Source organism: Hymenobacter gelipurpurascens (assembly GCF_900187375.1).
Taxonomy (GTDB): Bacteria; Bacteroidota; Bacteroidia; order Cytophagales; family Hymenobacteraceae; genus Hymenobacter; species Hymenobacter gelipurpurascens.
On the sequence record NZ_FYEW01000001.1, the window covers coordinates 1,101,540 to 1,119,821 of the forward strand.

Genomic DNA, 18,282 nt, shown 5'->3' on the forward strand with positions numbered 1-18,282 from the left:
ATGGGAATAGGATGAGGGGAAAAGCAGACAGACAGGCAAGATACGCACTGCGCGTTGTGCTATAATGGCTTTTCCAGAACTCCCGCACGGCAGCCTGGCCTAGACCACACCGAGTTGCCGCTGCTGCTGTTCTGCTTTATCAGGTTTCCCTTCTACCTTACGCGGCCCGTCAACCTATCTGCGCGTGACTCCCCTTCCCCCTATTACCATTGAGGCCCAACACCTGAGTAAGCGCTACGGCACGCACACAGTAGTGCAGGACGTATCCTTTGCGCTGGCCGCCGGCGAAACGCTAGTCTTGCTCGGGCCCAGCGGCTGCGGTAAAACCACACTGCTCCGGATGCTTAATCGTTTGGTGGAGCCCGACGCAGGAACGGTGCGCGTAAATGGCCAGGATGTACGCACCCAGGCCCCCGAGCTATTGCGCCGCGGCATGGGCTACGTCATTCAGCAGGTAGGCCTCTTGCCACACTACACTGTAGCTGAAAATGTAGGCGTGGTTTCCCGTTTGCTAGGCCACGATGCAGCGCAGGTAGCTTCCCGTACGGAGGAGCTTCTCAACCGGCTGCATCTGCCTCCCGAGCGCTATGCCCGGCAGTACCCGCACCAGCTTTCGGGTGGGCAGCAGCAGCGCGTAGGCCTGGCCCGCGCCCTGGCCGCCAACCCACCCATTATCCTGCTCGATGAACCCTTCGGCGCCCTCGACCCCATCACCCGCGCCAGCATCCGGCGGGAGTTTCGGGAGTTGGAGGAACTGCGCCGCAAAACCATGGTACTGGTGACCCACGATGTGCAGGAAGCCTTCGAGCTGGCCGACCGCATCATGCTCCTCGATGCCGGTATAGTGCAGCAGCTGGGCACACCGCGTGAGCTTCTGTTTCAGCCCGCCAATGAGTTCGTACGCCGCTTCTTCGAGGCCGAGCGTCTGAGCCTGCAATTGCGCACCCTCCGCCTGGCTGACGTATTGACATACGCCAAATCAAACAGCAATATCAGCACTTCAACTATTTACAAATCAGGCCACAATATACTTTCACCTTCTGTATCAATTCAAGATGCTATTGAGCTGCTTAGTACGCTTTCAGCCAAACAAACAAACTCCACAGACGAAGCAATAGTGTGGGTTTCAGGGGAGCAATCTACCCCGTCTTCAGCTGCCTACTCCTTCACGCTACCGCAGCTCATGACGGCTTTTGGGCGCGCCCTTCAACACCTGCAAGCCGCATGAATACCTTCACTGAACTCCTTCATTTCTGGCAGGCGCAGGCCGATAAGCTAGGCCAGCAAACCCTGCAGCACATCGGCCTGACGGCGGCTTCCCTCCTGCTGGGCGTGCTGCTTGGCGTACCGCTAGGCCTGCTCGTCACGCGCCGGCCGCGCCTGGCGCCCTGGGTGCTGGGCACGGCCAGCATTCTGCAAACTATTCCCAGTATTGCCCTGCTGGGCTTCCTGATTCCGCTGTTGGGCATCGGGCCGGGGCCGGCCATTTTTGCGCTGTTCCTGTATGCTTTGCTGCCCATTGTGCGCAACACGGTAACCGGCATTCAGGGGGTTGATGCGGCCGTGGTAGATGCGGGCCGGGGCCTGGGCTTTACTGATGCACAGGTACTGCGGCGCATAGAGTTGCCGCTGGCTCTGCCGGTGCTTTTTGCCGGTATCCGGACGGCGGCTGTCATCAACGTGGGGGTGGCTACGCTGGCGGCCTACATTGCGGCGGGTGGCCTAGGCGAGTTTATTTTTGGCGGAATTGCCCTGAACAATCCGGCCATGATTTTGGCCGGGGCCATTCCGGCCGCAGCACTGGCCCTGGCCTTTGATGCGGCTTTGGCGGGGCTGCAGCGGCTGCCGGTGCGCCGGCTATTGCGCGTAGGCCAGTCGTTGCTCCTGATATTGCCTCTTCTGGCCGGACTCTATCTGCTGCCCCGCGCTACCAGCCGACTGTTGGCCGGTTTCAGCCCCGAGTTTGTGGGGCGCGCCGATGGTTTGCCTGGCCTGCAGCAGAAGTATGGCCTACAGACTGCCTCGGTGGTTTTAGCGCCGGCCTTGGTCTACGAAGCAGCCCGCCACGGCGACGTGGACGTTATTGATGGGTACTCTACTGATGGCCGCATCAGGGCCTACGACCTGCGCGTGCTGCGCGATGATCAACAGGCCTTTCCGCCTTACCAGGCCGTGCCCGTAGTGCGGGCCGGAGCGCTGCAGGAGCATCCGGAGCTGGCGGCTGTGCTGGCCAAGCTCGATGGACAGATTTCCGATTCGGTGATGACGGAGCTAAACTACCGTGTCGATTATCTGCACGAAACGCCCCGCGCCGTTGCCCAGGCATTTCTGCGGCAACGGGGGCTGTGGCACAATGCCCTGCCCGTAACTGGTGGCACCATCCGGTTGGGCTCCAAGATTTTTGCCGAACAGTACATTCTGGCGGAAATGTATGCCGCCCTTATCCGGGGGTACACTGGGCTTGAGGTAGAATCCAAGACTGGCCTAGGAGGCACCAACATCTGCTTTGAAGCCCTCCGGACTGGCGCCATCGACCTTTACCCCGAGTACACCGGCACGGGCCTACTGGTGCTGCTGCAGCCGCCCACAGCCGTAGTTGATTCCCTGGGCGGGCAGCCGGCGGCCGTACTGGCCTACGTGCAACGGGAGTTCCGGCGCCGCTACCAATTGGAGTGGCTGGCGCCGCTGGGCTTCAACAATACCTATGCTCTGCTTATGCGCCGCCAGCAGGCCGAAAAGCTCGGCATAGCCTCAGTTTCGGAGCTGAGCGCTTTTCTGCGTAACTGAGTTACCTGCACACGTTTTGCCGCGCTGGGCCGTTGTGTGGGCGGCGCGTATCTTACCCGCATTCATCTACCTGATCTATTCTCCTTACTATGTCTACTTCTTCGCCAGCCTCGGAAGCGTCATCCGGTCCGGCTGCTTTCCCTGGTAGTTCTGCTGCCCTAGGCCACTCCCGAGGATCCAAACGAGCCCGGATTAAAGAGGCTTTCTTTATGAGTCAGAATGTATTTCGGGGAGGATTTATCCATAATACGGGTGGTGCTCTGAACGTCATGCGCCTGCTTTCGGTCCACAAGATGCCGGCCGGCTTGGTCACGCTGGACCACCCCTGGGTAACGGGCCTGATGCCTGCCGAGCAGGAGCCTGTGTGGCCTAGCAACATCGCCTTCCGCACACCGCTTGGTACTGAGTGGGCCAAAGCAGAGTATGCGCCAGAAACTGATGACGCTATTGTGGGAAAAGTAGGCCGGTTTCTGGCGGCGATGGTGCGCAAATCGGCGGCCGTGCCGGAAATTCCGCAGGGCACCAGCCGGCGCATGCCGCACGCTATCAACTACCTGCACGGCGCGGTCCACTACAACGGGGCCACCCTGCTGTTCAACACGTTTCAGGAGGCCCTTACCTACTTTGCCGATACCCGGTTCCGCAAGGAACTGCGCCGCCTGATTAAAGAGGAGCGACGTGAGGTAACGCTGGTGTTTCGGGAGCGGAACTACGACCCCGTGGAGTTTGCGTATTTCTCGGCCTTCGTGATGTCGCATGTGCCGTGGTTTGCCAACGTCAACGGGGCCCAGCGCAAGGTGATGTGGGGTAACCCCTCGCCCTACCCCGCCGTGAACATCATCAACGGCAGCTGGGTGGCCGACACCGACCGCCTGCGCCACGGCGACAAAACCAGTATCGTGCGGCCGCCCCTCAACCCGGCCCTATATTTCCGGGGCGAGTACGGCGTGCCCACCCGCAGCTACACCTCCAGCGAGCGGCTCCATGCGTATCTCATCAACAAGTGGGTCAGCCGCCGCGGATTCCGGGGTGGCCTATACTTCGTGGATCGGCGCCGCATCGAGGCCGACCGGTTCCAGCGCTACCAGGCCACCGGCGAAGGCGGCCCCGACAACCACCCCATCCCGAATCCCTTGCGCCGCCACCAGCAGCGCTAGGCCTATACTTTGTCCTGCCGGATGAGGGACCGATACACCTCGGCCAGCTTGGGCTGCGGTACACCCAGCCGGTAGAGCAACGTGATAAGGTAGTACACGCTTTGCAGCCGGATAGGCCCGTTGTCGCGGTACTTGCGGGCCGAAGTGACGATTTGCTCCGGTAGCACCCGAAACTTGCCGTGCTGCCGTAGCCGCCGCGTAATCTCCTGATCTTCAAACACAATCATATCCTCACGGTAGCCACCCGCTTTCCGGAATATTTCGGGAAGGACAAACAGGCTTTGGTCGCCGAAGCGAAAGGGCTCTGGGCTGAAGCGCGTAAACCACGCGTTGGCTTGCAGAAACCAATGAGGTTCATCAAACGTGAGGCGGTAGCAGCCGCTGCTGTAGCCCGCCGCTACGGCAGCGCGCAAATCGGTGAGCAGCGTGGCCGGCGGAAACGTATCAGCATGCAGGAAATACAGCAGGTTGCCGGAGGCCTGGCTGGCCCCGAAATTAAGCTGTGCGGCGCGGCCTTTGCGGGGAGAGGTTACGACGCGGGCACCGGCTTCAGCGGCTTCCTGGGTGGTTCTATCGGTGCTGCCGCCATCGGCCACCACAATTTCTACCGCGGCATCGGAGTGGCAAATATGCTGTAGATGGCGCAGCAGGCGCCCAATGTGGCCGGCCTCGTTGAAGGTTGGGATGATAATGCTGATGGCAAGCGGCGTGGCCACAGGACCGGACTTCATGGGGCAGGCAAACGGGTGGACAGCCAACATACGCAATACGCCGCAAGCCGGTAGTCAGGCCGGGCCCGGAGTGGCCTAGGGGCGTTCATGCACTCTTCACGCCCGAGGTGCGTATGTTGCAGCATCACTACGCCAAGTCCTGCTATGCACGTCCTGATTGTTGAAGACGAAAAAAGCCTCCACGAGGAGGTACGCCAGTTTTTACGCCAGTCCCAGTACCTCGTCGATTCGGCGTATACCTACGCTGAGGCCTCAGAGAAAATCTTCGTGAATAGCTACGATTTCGTGCTGCTGGACCTGGGCTTGCCCGATGGCGACGGCCTGGATTTGCTGGAAGAAGCCCGTCAAAACGACAAACAGGAAGCCTCATTCATCATCCTGACGGCCCGCGGGGCCCTCGACGACCGGATTCGGGGCCTCGACTTAGGCGCCGATGACTACCTGCCCAAGCCGTTTTCTTTGCTGGAGCTGCAGAGCCGGATGCAGGCCATTATGCGGCGTAAGTTTGGCCTGAAGCGTCAGGAAATGGTGTTTGGCAACGGCTTTCTGCTCGATGCCACCGGCCGTACCTTGCGCTACAATGGCCAGGACGTGCCCCTGACCAAGAAGGAGTTCGATCTGCTGCACTACCTGCTCTTGCACAAAAACCGAGTGCTTACGCGCCTGCAGCTCGGGGAGCACCTGTGGGGCAATGTGCTGGAAGACGATTCCGACTCCAACTACATTGATGTGCACATCAAGAACATCCGCAAGAAACTCAGCCAATTTGCTCCCACCGATTTTCTGGAAACCGTGCGCGGCATTGGATACCGGGTGATGGAAGAAAGCTAGGCCAGTTTTGCTCCCACGTTCGAGACACTTTTGCCGCCGGCTGAAATTGTAGCTCAGGCATACCAACCCTACATATCTGCGCATGCGCTTAGAGGCCAAGCTTGCCCTGTTCAATGCCTTATCCAAGCTCCTGCTGGTGCTACTAGGGGCCGTGGTGATTCCGCCGGTGGTGAGCCGGGTGGCGGTGGCGCACACCGATCAGGATCTGAAGGAAAAACAGGCGGAGGTCATTCAGCTAATCCGGCGCAATGGCATTTCGGCCTTTGTGCAGGGAGAGGCCTACGCCGATTATAACATCCTGAAACAGGAGTACATAACGCTCACGCCGCTATCCGAAACCTCGCGCATTACCACCACTACCCGCATCTTCGATGAGCCCCGTCAGGTGGATAATGAAATTGAGGATTTTCGTATCCTGAGCTCCAATTTCAGTATCGACCAGAAGCATTACCGGCTGGAAATAGGTTCTTCGCTGGCTACCGTAGAGTTGCTCACGGCCACGCTGCGGCGCATGGCGCTTTGGGTGCTGGTGATAGGTGCGCTCATCACTATTTTTACTGATGCGGCCTTCGCCCATTATTTGCTACGGCCTTTACGCCAGATCATTATGCGCAAGCTGCAGGGCGTGCACCATCCCTCGGGCTTCTCCTATACCGCTCTGGAAACCGATACTACCGACTTTCGCCGCCTCGATGAAAGCCTGAACGAGATGATGCGCAAGATTCAGTCGGCCTTTGAGAAAGAGCGCGAGTTTATGTCGAACGTCTCGCACGAGCTACTGACGCCCGTGAGCATTCTGCAATCGAGGTTTGAGAATATGCTCCAGGACCCGGAGCTAGGCCACGCGCACTCCCTCAAAATCGTGGATTCGCAGAAGACTCTGTACCGTCTGCGCAATACCGTGAAGACGCTGCTGCTCATTGCTAACATTGAGAACGAACAGTATTTGCGCGATGAATCGGTGTCCGTTGCCACGGTGCTGGCGGAGGTAGTAAACGAGTTGGAAGACCGCCTGGCCCAGCGGGAGCTGCGGTTTCTGGAAGATCTGCGGCCCGATTATGTGCTTCCCAAAGCCAACCGCACTCTGCTGTTTACATTGCTCTTCAACTTGATCAGCAACGCCATCAAGTACAACAACTGGGGCGGCAGCATTACTGTAGAAGGCCGCCCGCACCCGCAAGGCGGCTACCTTCTCAGTGTCACGGATACGGGCCCCGGCATTGCCCCCGAAAACCTGCCCCACCTGTTTGATAGGTTTCGGCGGTTTCAGAAAGGTGCCTCGGCGCCGGAAGGCTATGGCCTGGGCCTCCCCATTGCCAAAACCATTGCCGAGTTCCACAAGGCGCGGCTCACGGTAGAATCGGAGGTGGGGAAGGGCACCCGGTTTGCCTTGTGGTTTCAATAAGGAGCGTTTCACGCATCCTTCACCTTGGGAGACGTAGCTTTTGGTATTGTTGCTCCTGCCACCCTCCCACTCATGAAAAAGCTTCTATTCGTGGCCCTGCTAGTGGTTGTAAGTATAGTGCTGACGCTGGTTCTGCGGCGCCCGCCTCCTGTGCCTGCTCCCCTGGCTACGGCCCCCATCATCCGAAAGTCGGAGCATATGCTAGCCCCGGCTAAGCACGTTCGGACGTTGCATGGCCTCCCTCCCGGCCGTCATCGGCTTAAAAACTAAGCACCGATTTTCACCCAGTTACGCGCCCACAGACGCAAAAAGGCCCTGGCCAGGTCACCTCAGCACTCAGTTGAGGTGGCCTGGCCAGGGCCTTTTTGCGTCTGTGGCTTGAGTAGTGGCCTAGCCTAAGCTTGCGGCTGTTTCGCCGGGTCCGGGCGTGGCACTGCCTAGTGTAGGAGCCGCTTTGGCATTCTCAGGAGTTGAGGCGGATAAGTCCCACTCCGAGTTCATTTCCAGCACGGCATGCAGCGCTGTAAGGTCGAACTGGCAGGGAACAATAGAAATGTAGTTGTTGGCCAGCGCCCACTCATCGGTATCGGTACCTTTGTCGAGGTTCACAAACTCTCCTACCAGCCAGTAATACGGGCGGCGGTAGGGGTCGTAGCGTAGGTCGAAATCTTCCTGCCACTTGGCCCGCGCCTGCCGGCACACGCGGGCACCGGCAATGGGTGTAGCAGAGTTCTTGGGGATATTGATATTCAGGGCCGTACCGTGCGGAATGCCATGTTTCAGGGCTTCGCGGGTCAGGTGCTCAATCCATTCCTCCGTGTGCGAGAAATCGGCCTCGTGCCCGTATTCGCAGAGCGAAAACCCGATGGCCGGTAGCCCCTCAATGGCCGCCTCAATGGCCGCCGACATGGTGCCGGAGTACAGCACGTTCACAGACGAATTGGAGCCGTGGTTGATGCCCGACACTACCAGATCGGGCTTTCGGTCGCGCAGCACGTAGTGCTTGGCCAGTTTTACGCAGTCGGCTGGGGTGCCGCTGCATTCGTAGGCCTCTATATCGCCGAAAATGTTGTTGGCTTCGAGGCGCAGGGGATTTCCGATGGTGATGGCATGGCCCATTCCCGATTGCGGCGAGTTGGGTGCCACCACCACTACCTCGCCAATGCGGTTCATGACGCGCACCAGCGTAGCAATGCCAGGCGCCGTGATGCCGTCGTCGTTGGAAATCAGAATGAGGGGCTTGCGGGCTTTAGCAGACACAGGCGAAGGAATTTGAAATGGAAAGAAAGTAAAGGTACGTAGGCCACTTGGTTGGCGGCCGTTACTGTTCTGCTACGTTGCAGCGTCTTTTATGATGTCCCAACACCAACAACCAGCCCTTGCAGCCCGTATGTGCAAGATGCTCAAACATTTTCTTTCTGCTTTTCCGCTTACCGCCGGCCTGCTGCTGGCACTGGTGAGCTGCAATGAAACGGGCAGCAGCCAAGCCGCGGCTGGCTCCCCCGAACCGCCTTTTGTACCAGCCGCGGGCACCACAGCTACCGGCACTGCTACCAATACGCCCGGCGCCCCCACCCCCGACTCGCTGCACCTGATTAGTCCGGGCCGGGCGGGCCGCCTGCGCCTGGGCATGACCGAGAAGAAGCTACTGGCCGTAGTGCCCGCCGGCCAGCTCCGGCGCACCACTTACCAAGACAAAGGCCTGACGCTACCGGCCTACGAGATGACGGATGCCCAGCAGCCCGCCGCCCCTGCCACTATTCTGCACCTCATCGGCGACTCTACCCATGGCTATATTCTGCGGCGCATTCGCATTTATGATCCGCAATACCGCACGGCCGAAGGCATTGGCGTGGGCTCGCCCTTCGGCGCCGCCCGCCAAAACCTGGGCCTGACGAAGGTACGCCCCACTCCGGCCGGTTTTGCGGCTGTATCGGGTCAGGTGCAAATGGCCTGGGTTATTGACCCCAACTCCCTGCCCACCAAACACCCCGAGGAAATGAACTCGGCCGACATACCACCGGCTGCTCGCATCACTGGGGTATTACTTTACCGATAAGCAAAAGCGTAGGCCAGTTGCATTCCGCGACAAATATAGTACTTTGGCAACGCGAGACTTGCTGCGGCAAGCAGCATATTGTTGAACCAAGCGCCCGGCCTACTTCCTGCCTTCGTTTATGTCCCTGTTCAAGAACTACTACAAAACCCACGATCTAGGCCTCCTGATTTTGCGCGTAGGCATCGGGATTATGTTTACCATCCATGGCTACCCAAAGCTTATTGGCGGGCCAGAAATGTGGGCAAAAGTAGGCGGCACCATGAAGCTTGTCGGGCTGAATTTTGCGCCTGTGTTCTGGGGGTTTCTGGCGGCCGTGGCCGAGGCCGTAGGTGGCCAGCTGCTGGCGGTAGGCCTGTTTTTCCGGCTGGCTTGCGCGCTCCTGCTGGGCACCATGATTATGGCTACCATTCAGCATGTGAGCAGTGGTGATGACTTCAATGCTTATTCACACGCCTTAGAAGCGGCCTTCCTGTTTCTAGGCCTGCTGTTCTCGGGTCCCGGCAAGTACAGCCTCGATCAGGTGTTGTTCCCGGCTCCGCGCCGCCTCTACTAAACGCACGGGCTTTCCCGGGCTGCTAGGCCAGTCAGCATACCGCTTCAGTACACGCTGACTGGCCTAGCGCGTTTTGAGGCCCGTTTACAGCACGCAGAAGCAGTCCGGAAAAGCCCGTATTAGGGTTCTAGTGATTAGAAACGCGCATTCCCGATCTGCCGCAGTTACTTCACCAGTCAGCGGACAACATGCTGTAAGGGCTTATGTGTGAGCGTGTTTTTGCCTGATACTACTTTGCCCAGTGCCCAGCGCGTTCCTTCGGATGAAAAAACTGGCGGAAATATCCTCGCAGGATGCCTACTTTACCCTCCTCAACTGCGCTGCACTACGCCTGTGAAAAAGCCTCAAACGTCTCTGCGTGACCTTGCGCAACACCTCAACCTATCTACTTCCACGGTGTCGCGGGCCCTGGCTGACCACCGGGATATCAGCGAGGCAACGAAGGCCCGCGTCCGGCAGGCCGCCCAGGAACTCCATTACCGTCCTAATCTGCTGGCCTCGGCGTTGCGCAAGGGCCACAGCCAAACGCTGGGCGTAATTGTACCGCACATTAAGGGCTATTTTTTTCCGGCCGTGATGAACGGAATCGAAAAAGTAGCCACCCGCGAAGGATTTAATGTATTGCTGTGCCAGTCGAATGAAGACATTCGGCGCGAGCAGCGCAATATCGAGGCCTTGCTGGCAGCACAGGTAGAGGGCATTCTGATGTCGGTTTCGGCAACTACCCACGAGGACCTGCAGCACCTGGAGCAGGTGCGCCACCAAGGCATTCCGCTGGTATTCTTCGATCGTGTACCGGATTTGCCGCAGAGCATGGCCGTTATTCTCGACGATTTCCAGGGGGCGTTTCAGGCCGTCCGGCACCTCATTGAGCAAGGCTGCAAACACATTGCGCATTTGGCCGGACCGCAGCATCTGAACACCAGCCGAAACCGCCTGCTGGGTTACAAAGCGGCCCTGGAAGCACACGGGCTGCCATTTGAGGAAGAATGGATCTACTCGCTCCCGGCCCTTACGCACGAGGCCGGCCGGGTAGGAATGCAGCACCTGCTCGCGCAGATGCCTCCGCTGGATGGCGTGTTTGCCGCTTATGCTATTCCATCGGTGGGGGCGCTGGAAGTTCTGCGCGAAAAGGGTATTCGGGTGCCGCAGGATATTGCCCTGGCGTGCTTCAGCAATGAGCCCTTCACCACCATGACCCAGCCCCAGCTAACCGTGGTAGACCAGCGCGCCGAGCAAATGGGCGAAACCGCCGTGCGCCTGTTTTTGCAGCTCCTGAAGCGCGGCCCCGCCTACTCCCCTCCTCATCTCATTCTCAAGCCCGAGCTCATCATCCGGGATTCCTCGCTGCACCAGTCGCAGCTGATGCGTGAGCCCCGCTAGCTGCCTATCTTGGGCAGTGGCCTAGCGGTTGTTACTAGGCCACTACTCCGCTTTCTTCAACTACCAATCCTTGGTTTATTCTCACTCTATCAACCGCTTATGCATTCTACAGTGTCTAAACAGCAGGTATTTGAGCAAACGGAGCAGCAGCTTCGGCAACAGGGTTTCAGCATCAGTCAGCAAGACCAGAACCGTCCCTGGGGTGGTTTTTTTGTGCTGGACGAAACCCAGGCCCAGCAGTTCGCCGACACTTATTTTGACGGTCTTTCTATAGATGAACTGCGCATTTCGGGCAAACTCAGCCCCAAAATGCTGCTGGTGGCGCCCCACCAACGGTTGTCATGGCAATACCACCATCGCCGCGCCGAAATCTGGCGCGTGGTGAGTGGCACGGTGGGTATCATTACCAGCCCTAATGATGAGGAAGGTGAGCTAAAGACCTACAGCCCCGGCGAGCAAATAACCCTGAAACAGGGCGAGCGGCACCGCCTGATAGGCCTAGAGGACTGGGGTATTGTGGCGGAAATCTGGCAACACACCGACGCGGCCAACCCTTCCAACGAACAAGACATTGTGCGCGTACAGGACGACTTCGGCCGATAGTACCACGTGCCCAATAAGCAGAAAGCCCCTCTACCAGACTAACTGGTAAAGGGGCTTTTTATGTATGCAGGCAAGTTACTGTTTGAAAGTAGTGCAGCATTTTCTGGCAGTGGCCTAGGCCGGCCGGCCCATCTTCTGCAGGATGCGGTAGTGAGACCGGAGCGCCGATGGGAAGGATGTATTCTCCAGGTATGGCAGTTCAAACTCCTGAGCCGTTTGCTTCACGATAACTGCCAGCGCTGGATAATGAATATGGCAAATCCGGGGAAACAAATGATGCTCTATCTGCCGGTTTAGCCCGCCGCACAGAAACCCAGCCAGCGCACTACGCGGGGCGAAGTTGGCAGTAGTCTGGAGCTGATGCACGGCCCAGGCCTCCTGAATATCACCGGCTTCGTTAGGAGACGGAAAAGCCGTGCCCTCAACTACGTGCGCCAGTTGAAACACCAAGCCCAGGACCAGGCCTTCCACGAAATGCAGCATCAGGAAGCCCGCCAGAAACTGCCACCACGTGAGGTCGAGCACCACTATGGGCAGCACAATAAAGAGGAAGTAGTACAGTGCTTTGTACAAAAACAGGTTGATGTATTCCTGGCGCGGATGCTGGGCCTTGTGCTGCCCAATCTGGGCCTGAAAGAACTTGACGTAGTCTTTGCGTACCACCCACGACAGGGATGCCAGACCGTACAAGAGGAAAGCATACAGATGCTGGTAGCGCTGCCAAGGCCGAATGGGGTCTTCGGGTGAGAGCCGGACCAAGCCGGGCGCTACTTCAATATCTTCGTCGTGGCCGGGAATGTTGGTGTAGGTGTGGTGCACAATGTTGTGCGTAATCGTCCACACGTAGGGGTTGGCCCCAATCAGGTTGAAAAGCAAACTGAACACCTTGTTGATGTTCTTGTTGGCGGAAAATGAGCCGTGCAGGGCATCGTGGCAGATGTTGAAGCCGATGAAGGCACAGCACGCACCCAGCAGTCCGGATAGGCCTAGGGTAATCCAAAGGCTAAACCAGCCCGACAAAATCAGGCCATACAAACTCACGAAAGCCGTCAGGAAGAAGATAGTTTTGGCCCACATGGCCCCGTTGGCGTGCCGCGAAATCTGCTCAGTCTGGAAATACGCATCAACCCGTTCCCGAACTGTGGCGAAAAATGTCGAACGACTGGCATTCGTGAATTTGAGGGTTTGCGTCATAGGAAGCGGTCCTGCGGAACAGCAGTACATACCGCTTCTGCCACAAAAATGATTTTAGTGTACGTCAAAACTATACTTAATCAACCTATGCAACAGCGGAAAAGCTCCACTGTTCTCAAGTTCACCTTATAATGCCAGGCCATGTTCCTTTAATCCTTGTACTGGAGAAGCTACACCACGCATCTCCATTACCGGATGTGTGGCAAATAGGCCTTTTCTATCGGGTCAGTCAGCCCATTGCTTATGCATATTCCTACTTCTCTAGGCCTGTAGTAGATGAGCAAGCCGGGGATAAATGTCCTGAAACCGACTTTTTAGCCCTAGTTTCGAGGGCTTTTGTACACCTGCTGCTTCTATGCTCTCTTTCCTGCTCTCCGCCCTACTGCTCACCTCCAGCCCGGCCGCTACTAAAGTTGACACCGACTGGCGCACCCCATTCGAAAAAGGCAACGGCAACACCACAACCACCTACGCTGAGTGCATCGACTACTACAAGCGGCTTGACAAAGCATACCCCGAGATTCTGCTGCGCGAAGCCGGCCCGACGGATAGCGGCTTTCCCCTGCACGAAGTCATTGTGTCGTTGGACAAAACCTTTGATCCGGTGAAAACCCGCAGTAAAAACCGGCGCGTCATTCTGATTCAGAACGGCATTCACCCGGGCGAGCCCGAGGGCATAGATGCCGCCATGATGCTGGCCCGCGACTACGTGCAGAAGCCCGAGCTACGGCAGCAGCTGCAGGGTGTCACGCTCGTTATCATCCCGATTTACAACATTGGGGGCTCTCTAAATCAGAACAGCACGACCCGCGCCAACCAAAACGGACCAGAGGTGTACGGCTTCCGCGGCAACGCCCGCAACCTCGACCTGAACCGCGACTACGTAAAGCAGGACTCGCGCAATGCCCGCAGCTTTGCGGAGCTGTTTGCACGCTGGCAGCCCGACGTATTTGTAGACACGCACACCTCCGATGGCGCTGACTACCAGTACGTCATGACACTTATCGCCACTCAACAAAGCAAGCTGCACCCCGCCCTCACGCGCTACCTGAATGGCAACCTGCTGCCCCAGCTCTACCAGGGCATGACCCAGCGCCAGCACCCCCTGACGCCTTACGTGGACTTTGAGGGCCGCACCCCCGATGCCCGCGGCCTGGTGGGCTTTCTGGAATCTCCGCGCTACTCCAGCGGCTACACGGCTCTGTTCAATACCATTGGGTTCATCACAGAAACCCACATGCTGAAGGCCTACACGCCACGCGTGCGGGCGCAGTATGATTTCCTGGACCTGCTGATTCGGGCTGTGCAGCACGACAAGGAAGCCCTGGGTAAGGCCCGCGCCGATGCCAACCGCCAGCTGGCTACGCAAACTACCTTCCCGCTGGCCTGGAAACTGGACACTACTTCGGTTGAAAAAATCACGTTTCTGGGCTACGAGGGCCGCCTGAAGCCCAGCGAAGTAAGCGGTGAGCCCCGCCTCTATTACGACCGTACCGCGCCTTACTCCCGCCAGATAAACTATTACAATACCTTCCGGCCTACCGTGATGGTGGAGCGCCCGGCGGCCTACCTGATTCCGCAGGCCTGGGAGGAAGTACTAGACCGACTGCGGCGGGCTGGCACCCAGCTACGGCGCCTCACCCGCGACACGACCCTTACGGTGGAAGTGCGCTACATTCAGGACTACAAAACCAGCCCCAAACCCTACGAAGGCCATTATCTGCATAGCCAGGTGGAATTGCGCCGCGAAGAGCAACCCCTCACCTTCCACCGCGGCGACTATGTGGTATGGCTTAATCAGCCCGCGGCACGCTACCTCATGGAAACTCTGGAGCCGCAAGCCACCGACTCGTTCTTTGCCTGGGGTTTCTTCGACAGCATTCTGCAGCAGAAGGAATACTTCTCCGATTATGTATATGAGGATGTAGCGGCCGATCTGCTGCGCCGCGACCCTAGCCTACGAGAGCGGCTGGAGAAGCTGAAAAAGCAAAACCCGGCCTTTGCGGCCAGCGGCGCCGCCCAGCTGGATTGGGTGTACCGACAGTCGCCGAATTACGAGAAAAGCCACCAGCGCTACCCCGTTGTGCGCTGGACTGGGGGCAAGCTGCCGGAAGCAGAGACACTCAAATAACAAAGATTAAAACAGCAAAATCCGCCCTTCTGAAGCATATCAGAAGGGCGGATTTTTGGCTTTCCAGCTATTGGGTTACTTCTTGCTTTTTCCCTCGCCCAAGGAGTTGGCATAGTTCACAATGTAGGCCAGTTCGCGCGGATCGTTGAAATCCAGCTTATTCTGTTTGGCGTACTGCTCTAGCTGCCGCGAGTTGGTGTGGAAGTAGGAAAGCAGGTCTTTCTTGGGGTTGCGGAGCGGTAGTACGTTCCCATCGGGCAGGCCCAGGTAAAAGCTATCCTTTACCTCCGTGTAGTAGCCTACCGGCCGGCCCATGCCGTAGGGCGCTCCGTAGCCATAGCCGTATCCATAGGGGGAGTTGTACGTGACGGGGCGCTGCACCAGGCCCTCACGGCGCAACAGAATGGTAGGGCCGCTGCTCAGCTGCTCAAAAAAGCCGGGAGTGCGGAAGTCGCTGTAGTCGTTGTCGCGGTTCCAGCGGTACACCCGGAATACGCGCACCAGCGCCGTATCGGGCCGTTCGCGGCGCCGGGGCAGCGGCATGGAGTTGAAGAAGGGGTTGCCGTAGTAGTAACCCTGCCGCATGGCGTAGAAGTCGTCGTAGTAGTACTGCTCCCGCTGTCGGTTGTACCGCTCGCCCTGCACGGCAAAGCTTTGCACATTCACGGCCGGAAGGGTGCGCACCGTGTTGTCCAGCATGGTCATGGTCAGGACGTCCTCGGAGCGGTGCAGGGCGAGCGGGCCCGCAATGGTGTCGCCGGTAGCCAGCAGCACGGTGCCTTGGGTAAACTGCTGCGTGAAGCCAGTACCGCCCCGCTGGGCATATGCCGGCGCCAATGCCAGTAACAACGCAAGCAGAAATAACATGGAGTGGCCTAGGCCATGGGCGGGAAACAGGCGGGAGTAGCGGCGGGCTTTCATAACCGGAGAAATATACACTTTCGCAACGGCATAGGCCACTGGGTTGTTCCCAGAGTGTCGGTCAACTAAACAGCCCCCGCCTGCAGCTAAACTACAAACGGGGGCTGTTCAAAAAACAGATGGCATACTGGCCTAGAGGCTGGTAGCAGCCGCTTCCGCATCGGGGTGCGGGGTGCGGTCTTTGTGCAGAATGGTGTGGCCTAGCTTATCGCGCTTGGTGGTGAGGTACCGCTCGTTGTGCACGTTGGGCTCCACCTCAATTGGCACCGAATCCACAATTTGCAGGCCGTAGCCGATGAGGCCGGTCCGCTTGCGGGGGTTGTTGGAGAGCAAGCGCATCTTGCTGATACCCAGGTCGCGCAGGATCTGGGCACCTACGCCGTAGTCGCGCTCATCCATCCCAAAGCCGAGCTCTATGTTGGCCTCCACGGTGTCGCGGCCTTGCTCCTGCAGCTTGTAGGCCCGCAGCTTGTTCAGTAGGCCTATGCCACGGCCTTCCTGGTTCATGTACACCACTACGCCCCGGCCTTCGCGCTCAATCTGCTGCATGGCGCGGTGCAATTGCGGGCCGCAGTCGCAACGGCAGGAACCGAAGATGTCGCCGGTTACGCAGGAGCTGTGTACCCGCACCAATACCGGCTCGGGGCCCGAAATATCGCCTTTTACAAGGGCCAGATGCTGGGCGTTGGTGGAGGTTTGAGTGTAAGCAATGAGGTCGAAGTCGCCGAACTCAGTAGGCAGCTTCACGGAGATTTCGCGCGTGATGAGGCTTTCCTTTTCCAGGCGATATTTGATCAGGTCCTGCACCGAAATCAGCTTCAGGTCCCATTTGGTGGCCACCTCGCGCAGTTCGGGCAGGCGAGCCATTTCGCCGTCTTCGCGCAGAATTTCTACTAGCACACCCGCCGGCTCAAACCCGGCCAGGCGGGCCAGATCAATGGCCGCTTCCGTGTGGCCGGCGCGGCGCAGAACACCTTCTTTGCGGGCTTTCAGCGGGAAAATATGGCCCGGCTTGCCAAGTTCTTCGGGCTTGGTCTCGGGGTCGATGAGAGCCAGAATGGTCTTGCTGCGGTCGGAAGCCGAAATGCCAGTGGTTACGCCGTTTTTCAGCAGGTCGATGCTCACGGTAAAGGGCGTGGAATGCAGAGCCGTATTGCGGCCCACCATCAGCTCCAGGCCTAACTCTTCGCAGCGCTGCTCGATAAGTGGGGCGCAAACCAGGCCACGACCGTGCGTAGCCATGAAATTGATAACTTCCGGGGTGGCGCAACGCGCGGCGCAGATAAAGTCGCCCTCGTTTTCGCGGTCTTCGTCGTCTACAACCACTACTACCTTACCGGCGCGGATGTCGGCAATAGCGTCTTCGATGGAATCAAGCATGATTCGCTGATTTACTAGGATGAAAAGTATTTCGCTGGACACCGCCTTAGAAAGTACGGCCGCGAAGCTGGAGGAACAACCACCAACGGCGCCGCGAAGTTACACAAAGGTGAAATGGTGAAGTGGTGAAGCGGCGAAATCGTGAGTTGGTGAACCGGAGAACTGGTGAGCCTGGCGTACTACTGGCCTAGAGGCGCCAGCAGCAGTACCAGCCCAGCAGCGGGTCTCGCGCAACAACCTCCACTCCTGCATTTATCAACTGGTCACTGCGCCAGCTATTCCTTAGCCAACTCGGTGGCGCGCTGCTGGGCGGCTTTCATGCCGGCAACCAGCGTGTCTTGGAGGCGGCCGGCCCTGAATTCGCGCAACGCCGCCTCCGTGGTGCCGCCTTTGGAGGCGACGTTGGCAATGAGCTGGTCGAGGCTTTGGTCGGAGTTGTTGAGCAGGTGGAAGGCCCCAAGCATGGTTTGCTTCACCAGCAGCCCGGCCACCGACTCGGAGAAGCCCAGTTCCTGCCCAGCGCGTATCATGGCTTGCACGATGTAGTAGAAATAGGCCGGGCCACTCCCACTTACGGCCGTCACGGCGTCGAGCATGGTTTCGTCTTCCAGAAAAATAGAGCGGCCAGTGGCATTCAGCAGGTTCTCTACTTTGTGCAAAAGGCTGCGCTCTACTTCGGGCGCCGCCGAAAACCCCGTGATGCCCATGCCCAGCAGCACCGGCGTGTTGGGCATGGCGCGCATCACCCGCTGGTGGCCTAGCTCCTGCTGCAGCCGCGCAATCGGGATGCCGCCCATGATGGACAGTACCAGCTGCTCGGGCTGCAGCACGGCCCGCAATCCGGCGGCCGCTTTGCCGAAATCCTGGGGTTTCACGGCTACCATTACCACATCGTACTGGCCGGTTTGCGCGCCTAACTGCCCTACAGGCAGATCGGGCAGGGCCTGGCCTAGGCGGGCACATTGCGCGTCGTCGCGGCCCAATAGCAGCAGATCTTCGCGCTGCAGCAGATTATAATGCAGGAAGGCTTTGGCAAAGGCCAGGCCCATGTTGCCGCAGCCCAGAATAGCAATGCGCAGATTCTTGTTCATTTCGCCAAGAAAGTAAAAGCGTACAAATGGATCGTTTTAGTTTTTTTATATGGCTT

The 18,282-nt window shown here is 58.4% G+C and carries 17 protein-coding genes; 11 read left to right on the plus strand and 6 right to left on the minus strand.

Features of this window, described 5'->3' with window-relative positions; genetic code table 11:
• Positions 1-184 precede the first annotated feature (184 nt).
• The 3 genes from CFT68_RS04685 (at position 185) to CFT68_RS04695 (ending at position 3,944) form a co-directional block, all read left to right on the plus strand.
• Positions 185-1,228: an ABC transporter ATP-binding protein gene (locus CFT68_RS04685; RefSeq protein ID WP_088842244.1), complete on the plus strand. Its 1,044-nt coding sequence runs from the start codon at positions 185-187 to the stop codon at positions 1,226-1,228.
• Positions 1,225-2,787 (plus strand): ABC transporter permease/substrate-binding protein, encoded by a 1,563-nt coding sequence (locus CFT68_RS04690; RefSeq protein ID WP_088842245.1) that lies wholly within the window; start codon positions 1,225-1,227, stop codon positions 2,785-2,787. The genes CFT68_RS04685 and CFT68_RS04690 overlap by 4 nt, the downstream gene beginning before the upstream one ends.
• Before the next feature lie 209 nt (positions 2,788-2,996).
• Positions 2,997-3,944: a hypothetical protein gene (locus CFT68_RS04695; RefSeq protein ID WP_141106448.1), complete on the plus strand. Its 948-nt coding sequence runs from the start codon at positions 2,997-2,999 to the stop codon at positions 3,942-3,944.
• 2 nt (positions 3,945-3,946) lie between these two features.
• On the opposite strand, the gene CFT68_RS04700 is transcribed toward CFT68_RS04695, so the two are convergent.
• Complete coding sequence (locus CFT68_RS04700) at positions 3,947-4,675, minus strand: TIGR04283 family arsenosugar biosynthesis glycosyltransferase (RefSeq protein ID WP_088842247.1); 729 nt, start codon at positions 4,673-4,675, stop codon at positions 3,947-3,949.
• A 144-nt stretch (positions 4,676-4,819) separates the two neighbouring features.
• Between CFT68_RS04700 and CFT68_RS04705 the strand changes: the two genes are divergently transcribed.
• From CFT68_RS04705 to CFT68_RS04715, 3 genes are all read left to right on the plus strand, one after another.
• Positions 4,820-5,506 (plus strand): response regulator transcription factor, encoded by a 687-nt coding sequence (locus tag CFT68_RS04705; protein WP_088842248.1) that lies wholly within the window; start codon positions 4,820-4,822, stop codon positions 5,504-5,506.
• 82 nt (positions 5,507-5,588) lie between these two features.
• The gene (locus tag CFT68_RS04710; protein WP_088842249.1) at positions 5,589-6,911 is read left to right on the plus strand and encodes a sensor histidine kinase; all 1,323 of its coding nucleotides are present in this window, start codon (positions 5,589-5,591) and stop codon (positions 6,909-6,911) included.
• Positions 6,912-6,983: 72 nt separating this feature from the next.
• Positions 6,984-7,181, plus strand: coding sequence for a hypothetical protein (locus CFT68_RS04715; RefSeq protein WP_088842250.1), 198 nt, complete (start codon positions 6,984-6,986; stop codon positions 7,179-7,181).
• Positions 7,182-7,301: 120 nt separating this feature from the next.
• On the opposite strand, the gene surE is transcribed toward CFT68_RS04715, so the two are convergent.
• Entirely contained in the window at positions 7,302-8,171 is an 870-nt protein-coding gene (gene surE, locus CFT68_RS04720) for a 5'/3'-nucleotidase SurE (RefSeq protein ID WP_088842251.1), read from the minus strand.
• A 139-nt stretch (positions 8,172-8,310) separates the two neighbouring features.
• Here surE and CFT68_RS04725 point away from each other — a divergent pair, with 139 nt between their 5' ends.
• The 4 genes from CFT68_RS04725 to CFT68_RS04740 all read left to right on the plus strand — a co-directional run bounded on the left by CFT68_RS04725 (position 8,311) and on the right by CFT68_RS04740 (position 11,509).
• Entirely contained in the window at positions 8,311-8,970 is a 660-nt protein-coding gene (locus CFT68_RS04725) for a hypothetical protein (protein WP_141106449.1), read from the plus strand.
• 118 nt (positions 8,971-9,088) lie between these two features.
• Entirely contained in the window at positions 9,089-9,523 is a 435-nt protein-coding gene (locus CFT68_RS04730) for a DoxX family protein (RefSeq protein ID WP_088842253.1), read from the plus strand.
• 333 nt (positions 9,524-9,856) lie between these two features.
• Positions 9,857-10,906, plus strand: coding sequence for a LacI family DNA-binding transcriptional regulator (locus CFT68_RS04735; protein ID WP_141106450.1), 1,050 nt, complete (start codon positions 9,857-9,859; stop codon positions 10,904-10,906).
• Positions 10,907-11,005: 99 nt separating this feature from the next.
• Positions 11,006-11,509, plus strand: a complete 504-nt coding sequence (locus tag CFT68_RS04740) for a cupin domain-containing protein (protein WP_088842255.1) — start codon at positions 11,006-11,008, stop codon at positions 11,507-11,509.
• 114 nt (positions 11,510-11,623) lie between these two features.
• Here the strand turns inward: CFT68_RS04740 and CFT68_RS04745 are convergent, their stop codons facing one another.
• A complete protein-coding gene (locus tag CFT68_RS04745; RefSeq protein ID WP_088842256.1) occupies positions 11,624-12,703 on the minus strand; it encodes a fatty acid desaturase family protein in 1,080 nt (359 codons plus the stop codon).
• Between the two features lie 355 nt (positions 12,704-13,058).
• On the opposite strand from CFT68_RS04745, the gene CFT68_RS04750 reads away from it, so the two are divergent.
• Positions 13,059-14,834 carry a M14 family zinc carboxypeptidase gene (locus CFT68_RS04750; protein WP_088842257.1) on the plus strand — a complete coding sequence of 592 codons (1,776 nt, stop codon included), beginning with the start codon at positions 13,059-13,061 and terminating at the stop codon, positions 14,832-14,834.
• A 75-nt stretch (positions 14,835-14,909) separates the two neighbouring features.
• Here the strand turns inward: CFT68_RS04750 and CFT68_RS04755 are convergent, their stop codons facing one another.
• From CFT68_RS04755 to proC, 3 genes are all read right to left on the minus strand, one after another.
• Entirely contained in the window at positions 14,910-15,755 is an 846-nt protein-coding gene (locus tag CFT68_RS04755; protein ID WP_088842258.1) for a hypothetical protein, read from the minus strand.
• A gap of 132 nt (positions 15,756-15,887) precedes the next feature.
• Positions 15,888-17,135: a bifunctional 3,4-dihydroxy-2-butanone-4-phosphate synthase/GTP cyclohydrolase II gene (locus CFT68_RS04760; protein ID WP_088842259.1), complete on the minus strand. Its 1,248-nt coding sequence runs from the start codon at positions 17,133-17,135 to the stop codon at positions 15,888-15,890.
• A gap of 275 nt (positions 17,136-17,410) precedes the next feature.
• Positions 17,411-18,214, minus strand: coding sequence for a pyrroline-5-carboxylate reductase (gene proC / locus CFT68_RS04765; RefSeq protein WP_088843674.1), 804 nt, complete (start codon positions 18,212-18,214; stop codon positions 17,411-17,413).
• Positions 18,215-18,282 lie beyond the last annotated feature (68 nt).

Coding starts and splice junctions, on each gene's coding strand:
- CFT68_RS04690 (WP_088842245.1), top strand. CDS start 1,225: ATGAATACCTTCACTGAACTCCTTCATTTCTGGCAGGCGCAGGCCGAT.
- CFT68_RS04695 (WP_141106448.1), top strand. CDS start 2,997: ATGAGTCAGAATGTATTTCGGGGAGGATTTATCCATAATACGGGTGGT.
- CFT68_RS04700 (WP_088842247.1), bottom strand. CDS start 4,675: ATGAAGTCCGGTCCTGTGGCCACGCCGCTTGCCATCAGCATTATCATC.
- CFT68_RS04705 (WP_088842248.1), top strand. CDS start 4,820: ATGCACGTCCTGATTGTTGAAGACGAAAAAAGCCTCCACGAGGAGGTA.
- CFT68_RS04710 (WP_088842249.1), top strand. CDS start 5,589: ATGCGCTTAGAGGCCAAGCTTGCCCTGTTCAATGCCTTATCCAAGCTC.
- CFT68_RS04715 (WP_088842250.1), top strand. CDS start 6,984: ATGAAAAAGCTTCTATTCGTGGCCCTGCTAGTGGTTGTAAGTATAGTG.
- CFT68_RS04725 (WP_141106449.1), top strand. CDS start 8,311: ATGCTCAAACATTTTCTTTCTGCTTTTCCGCTTACCGCCGGCCTGCTG.
- CFT68_RS04730 (WP_088842253.1), top strand. CDS start 9,089: ATGTCCCTGTTCAAGAACTACTACAAAACCCACGATCTAGGCCTCCTG.
- CFT68_RS04740 (WP_088842255.1), top strand. CDS start 11,006: ATGCATTCTACAGTGTCTAAACAGCAGGTATTTGAGCAAACGGAGCAG.
- CFT68_RS04745 (WP_088842256.1), bottom strand. CDS start 12,703: ATGACGCAAACCCTCAAATTCACGAATGCCAGTCGTTCGACATTTTTC.
- CFT68_RS04750 (WP_088842257.1), top strand. CDS start 13,059: ATGCTCTCTTTCCTGCTCTCCGCCCTACTGCTCACCTCCAGCCCGGCC.
- CFT68_RS04755 (WP_088842258.1), bottom strand. CDS start 15,755: ATGAAAGCCCGCCGCTACTCCCGCCTGTTTCCCGCCCATGGCCTAGGC.
- CFT68_RS04760 (WP_088842259.1), bottom strand. CDS start 17,135: ATGCTTGATTCCATCGAAGACGCTATTGCCGACATCCGCGCCGGTAAG.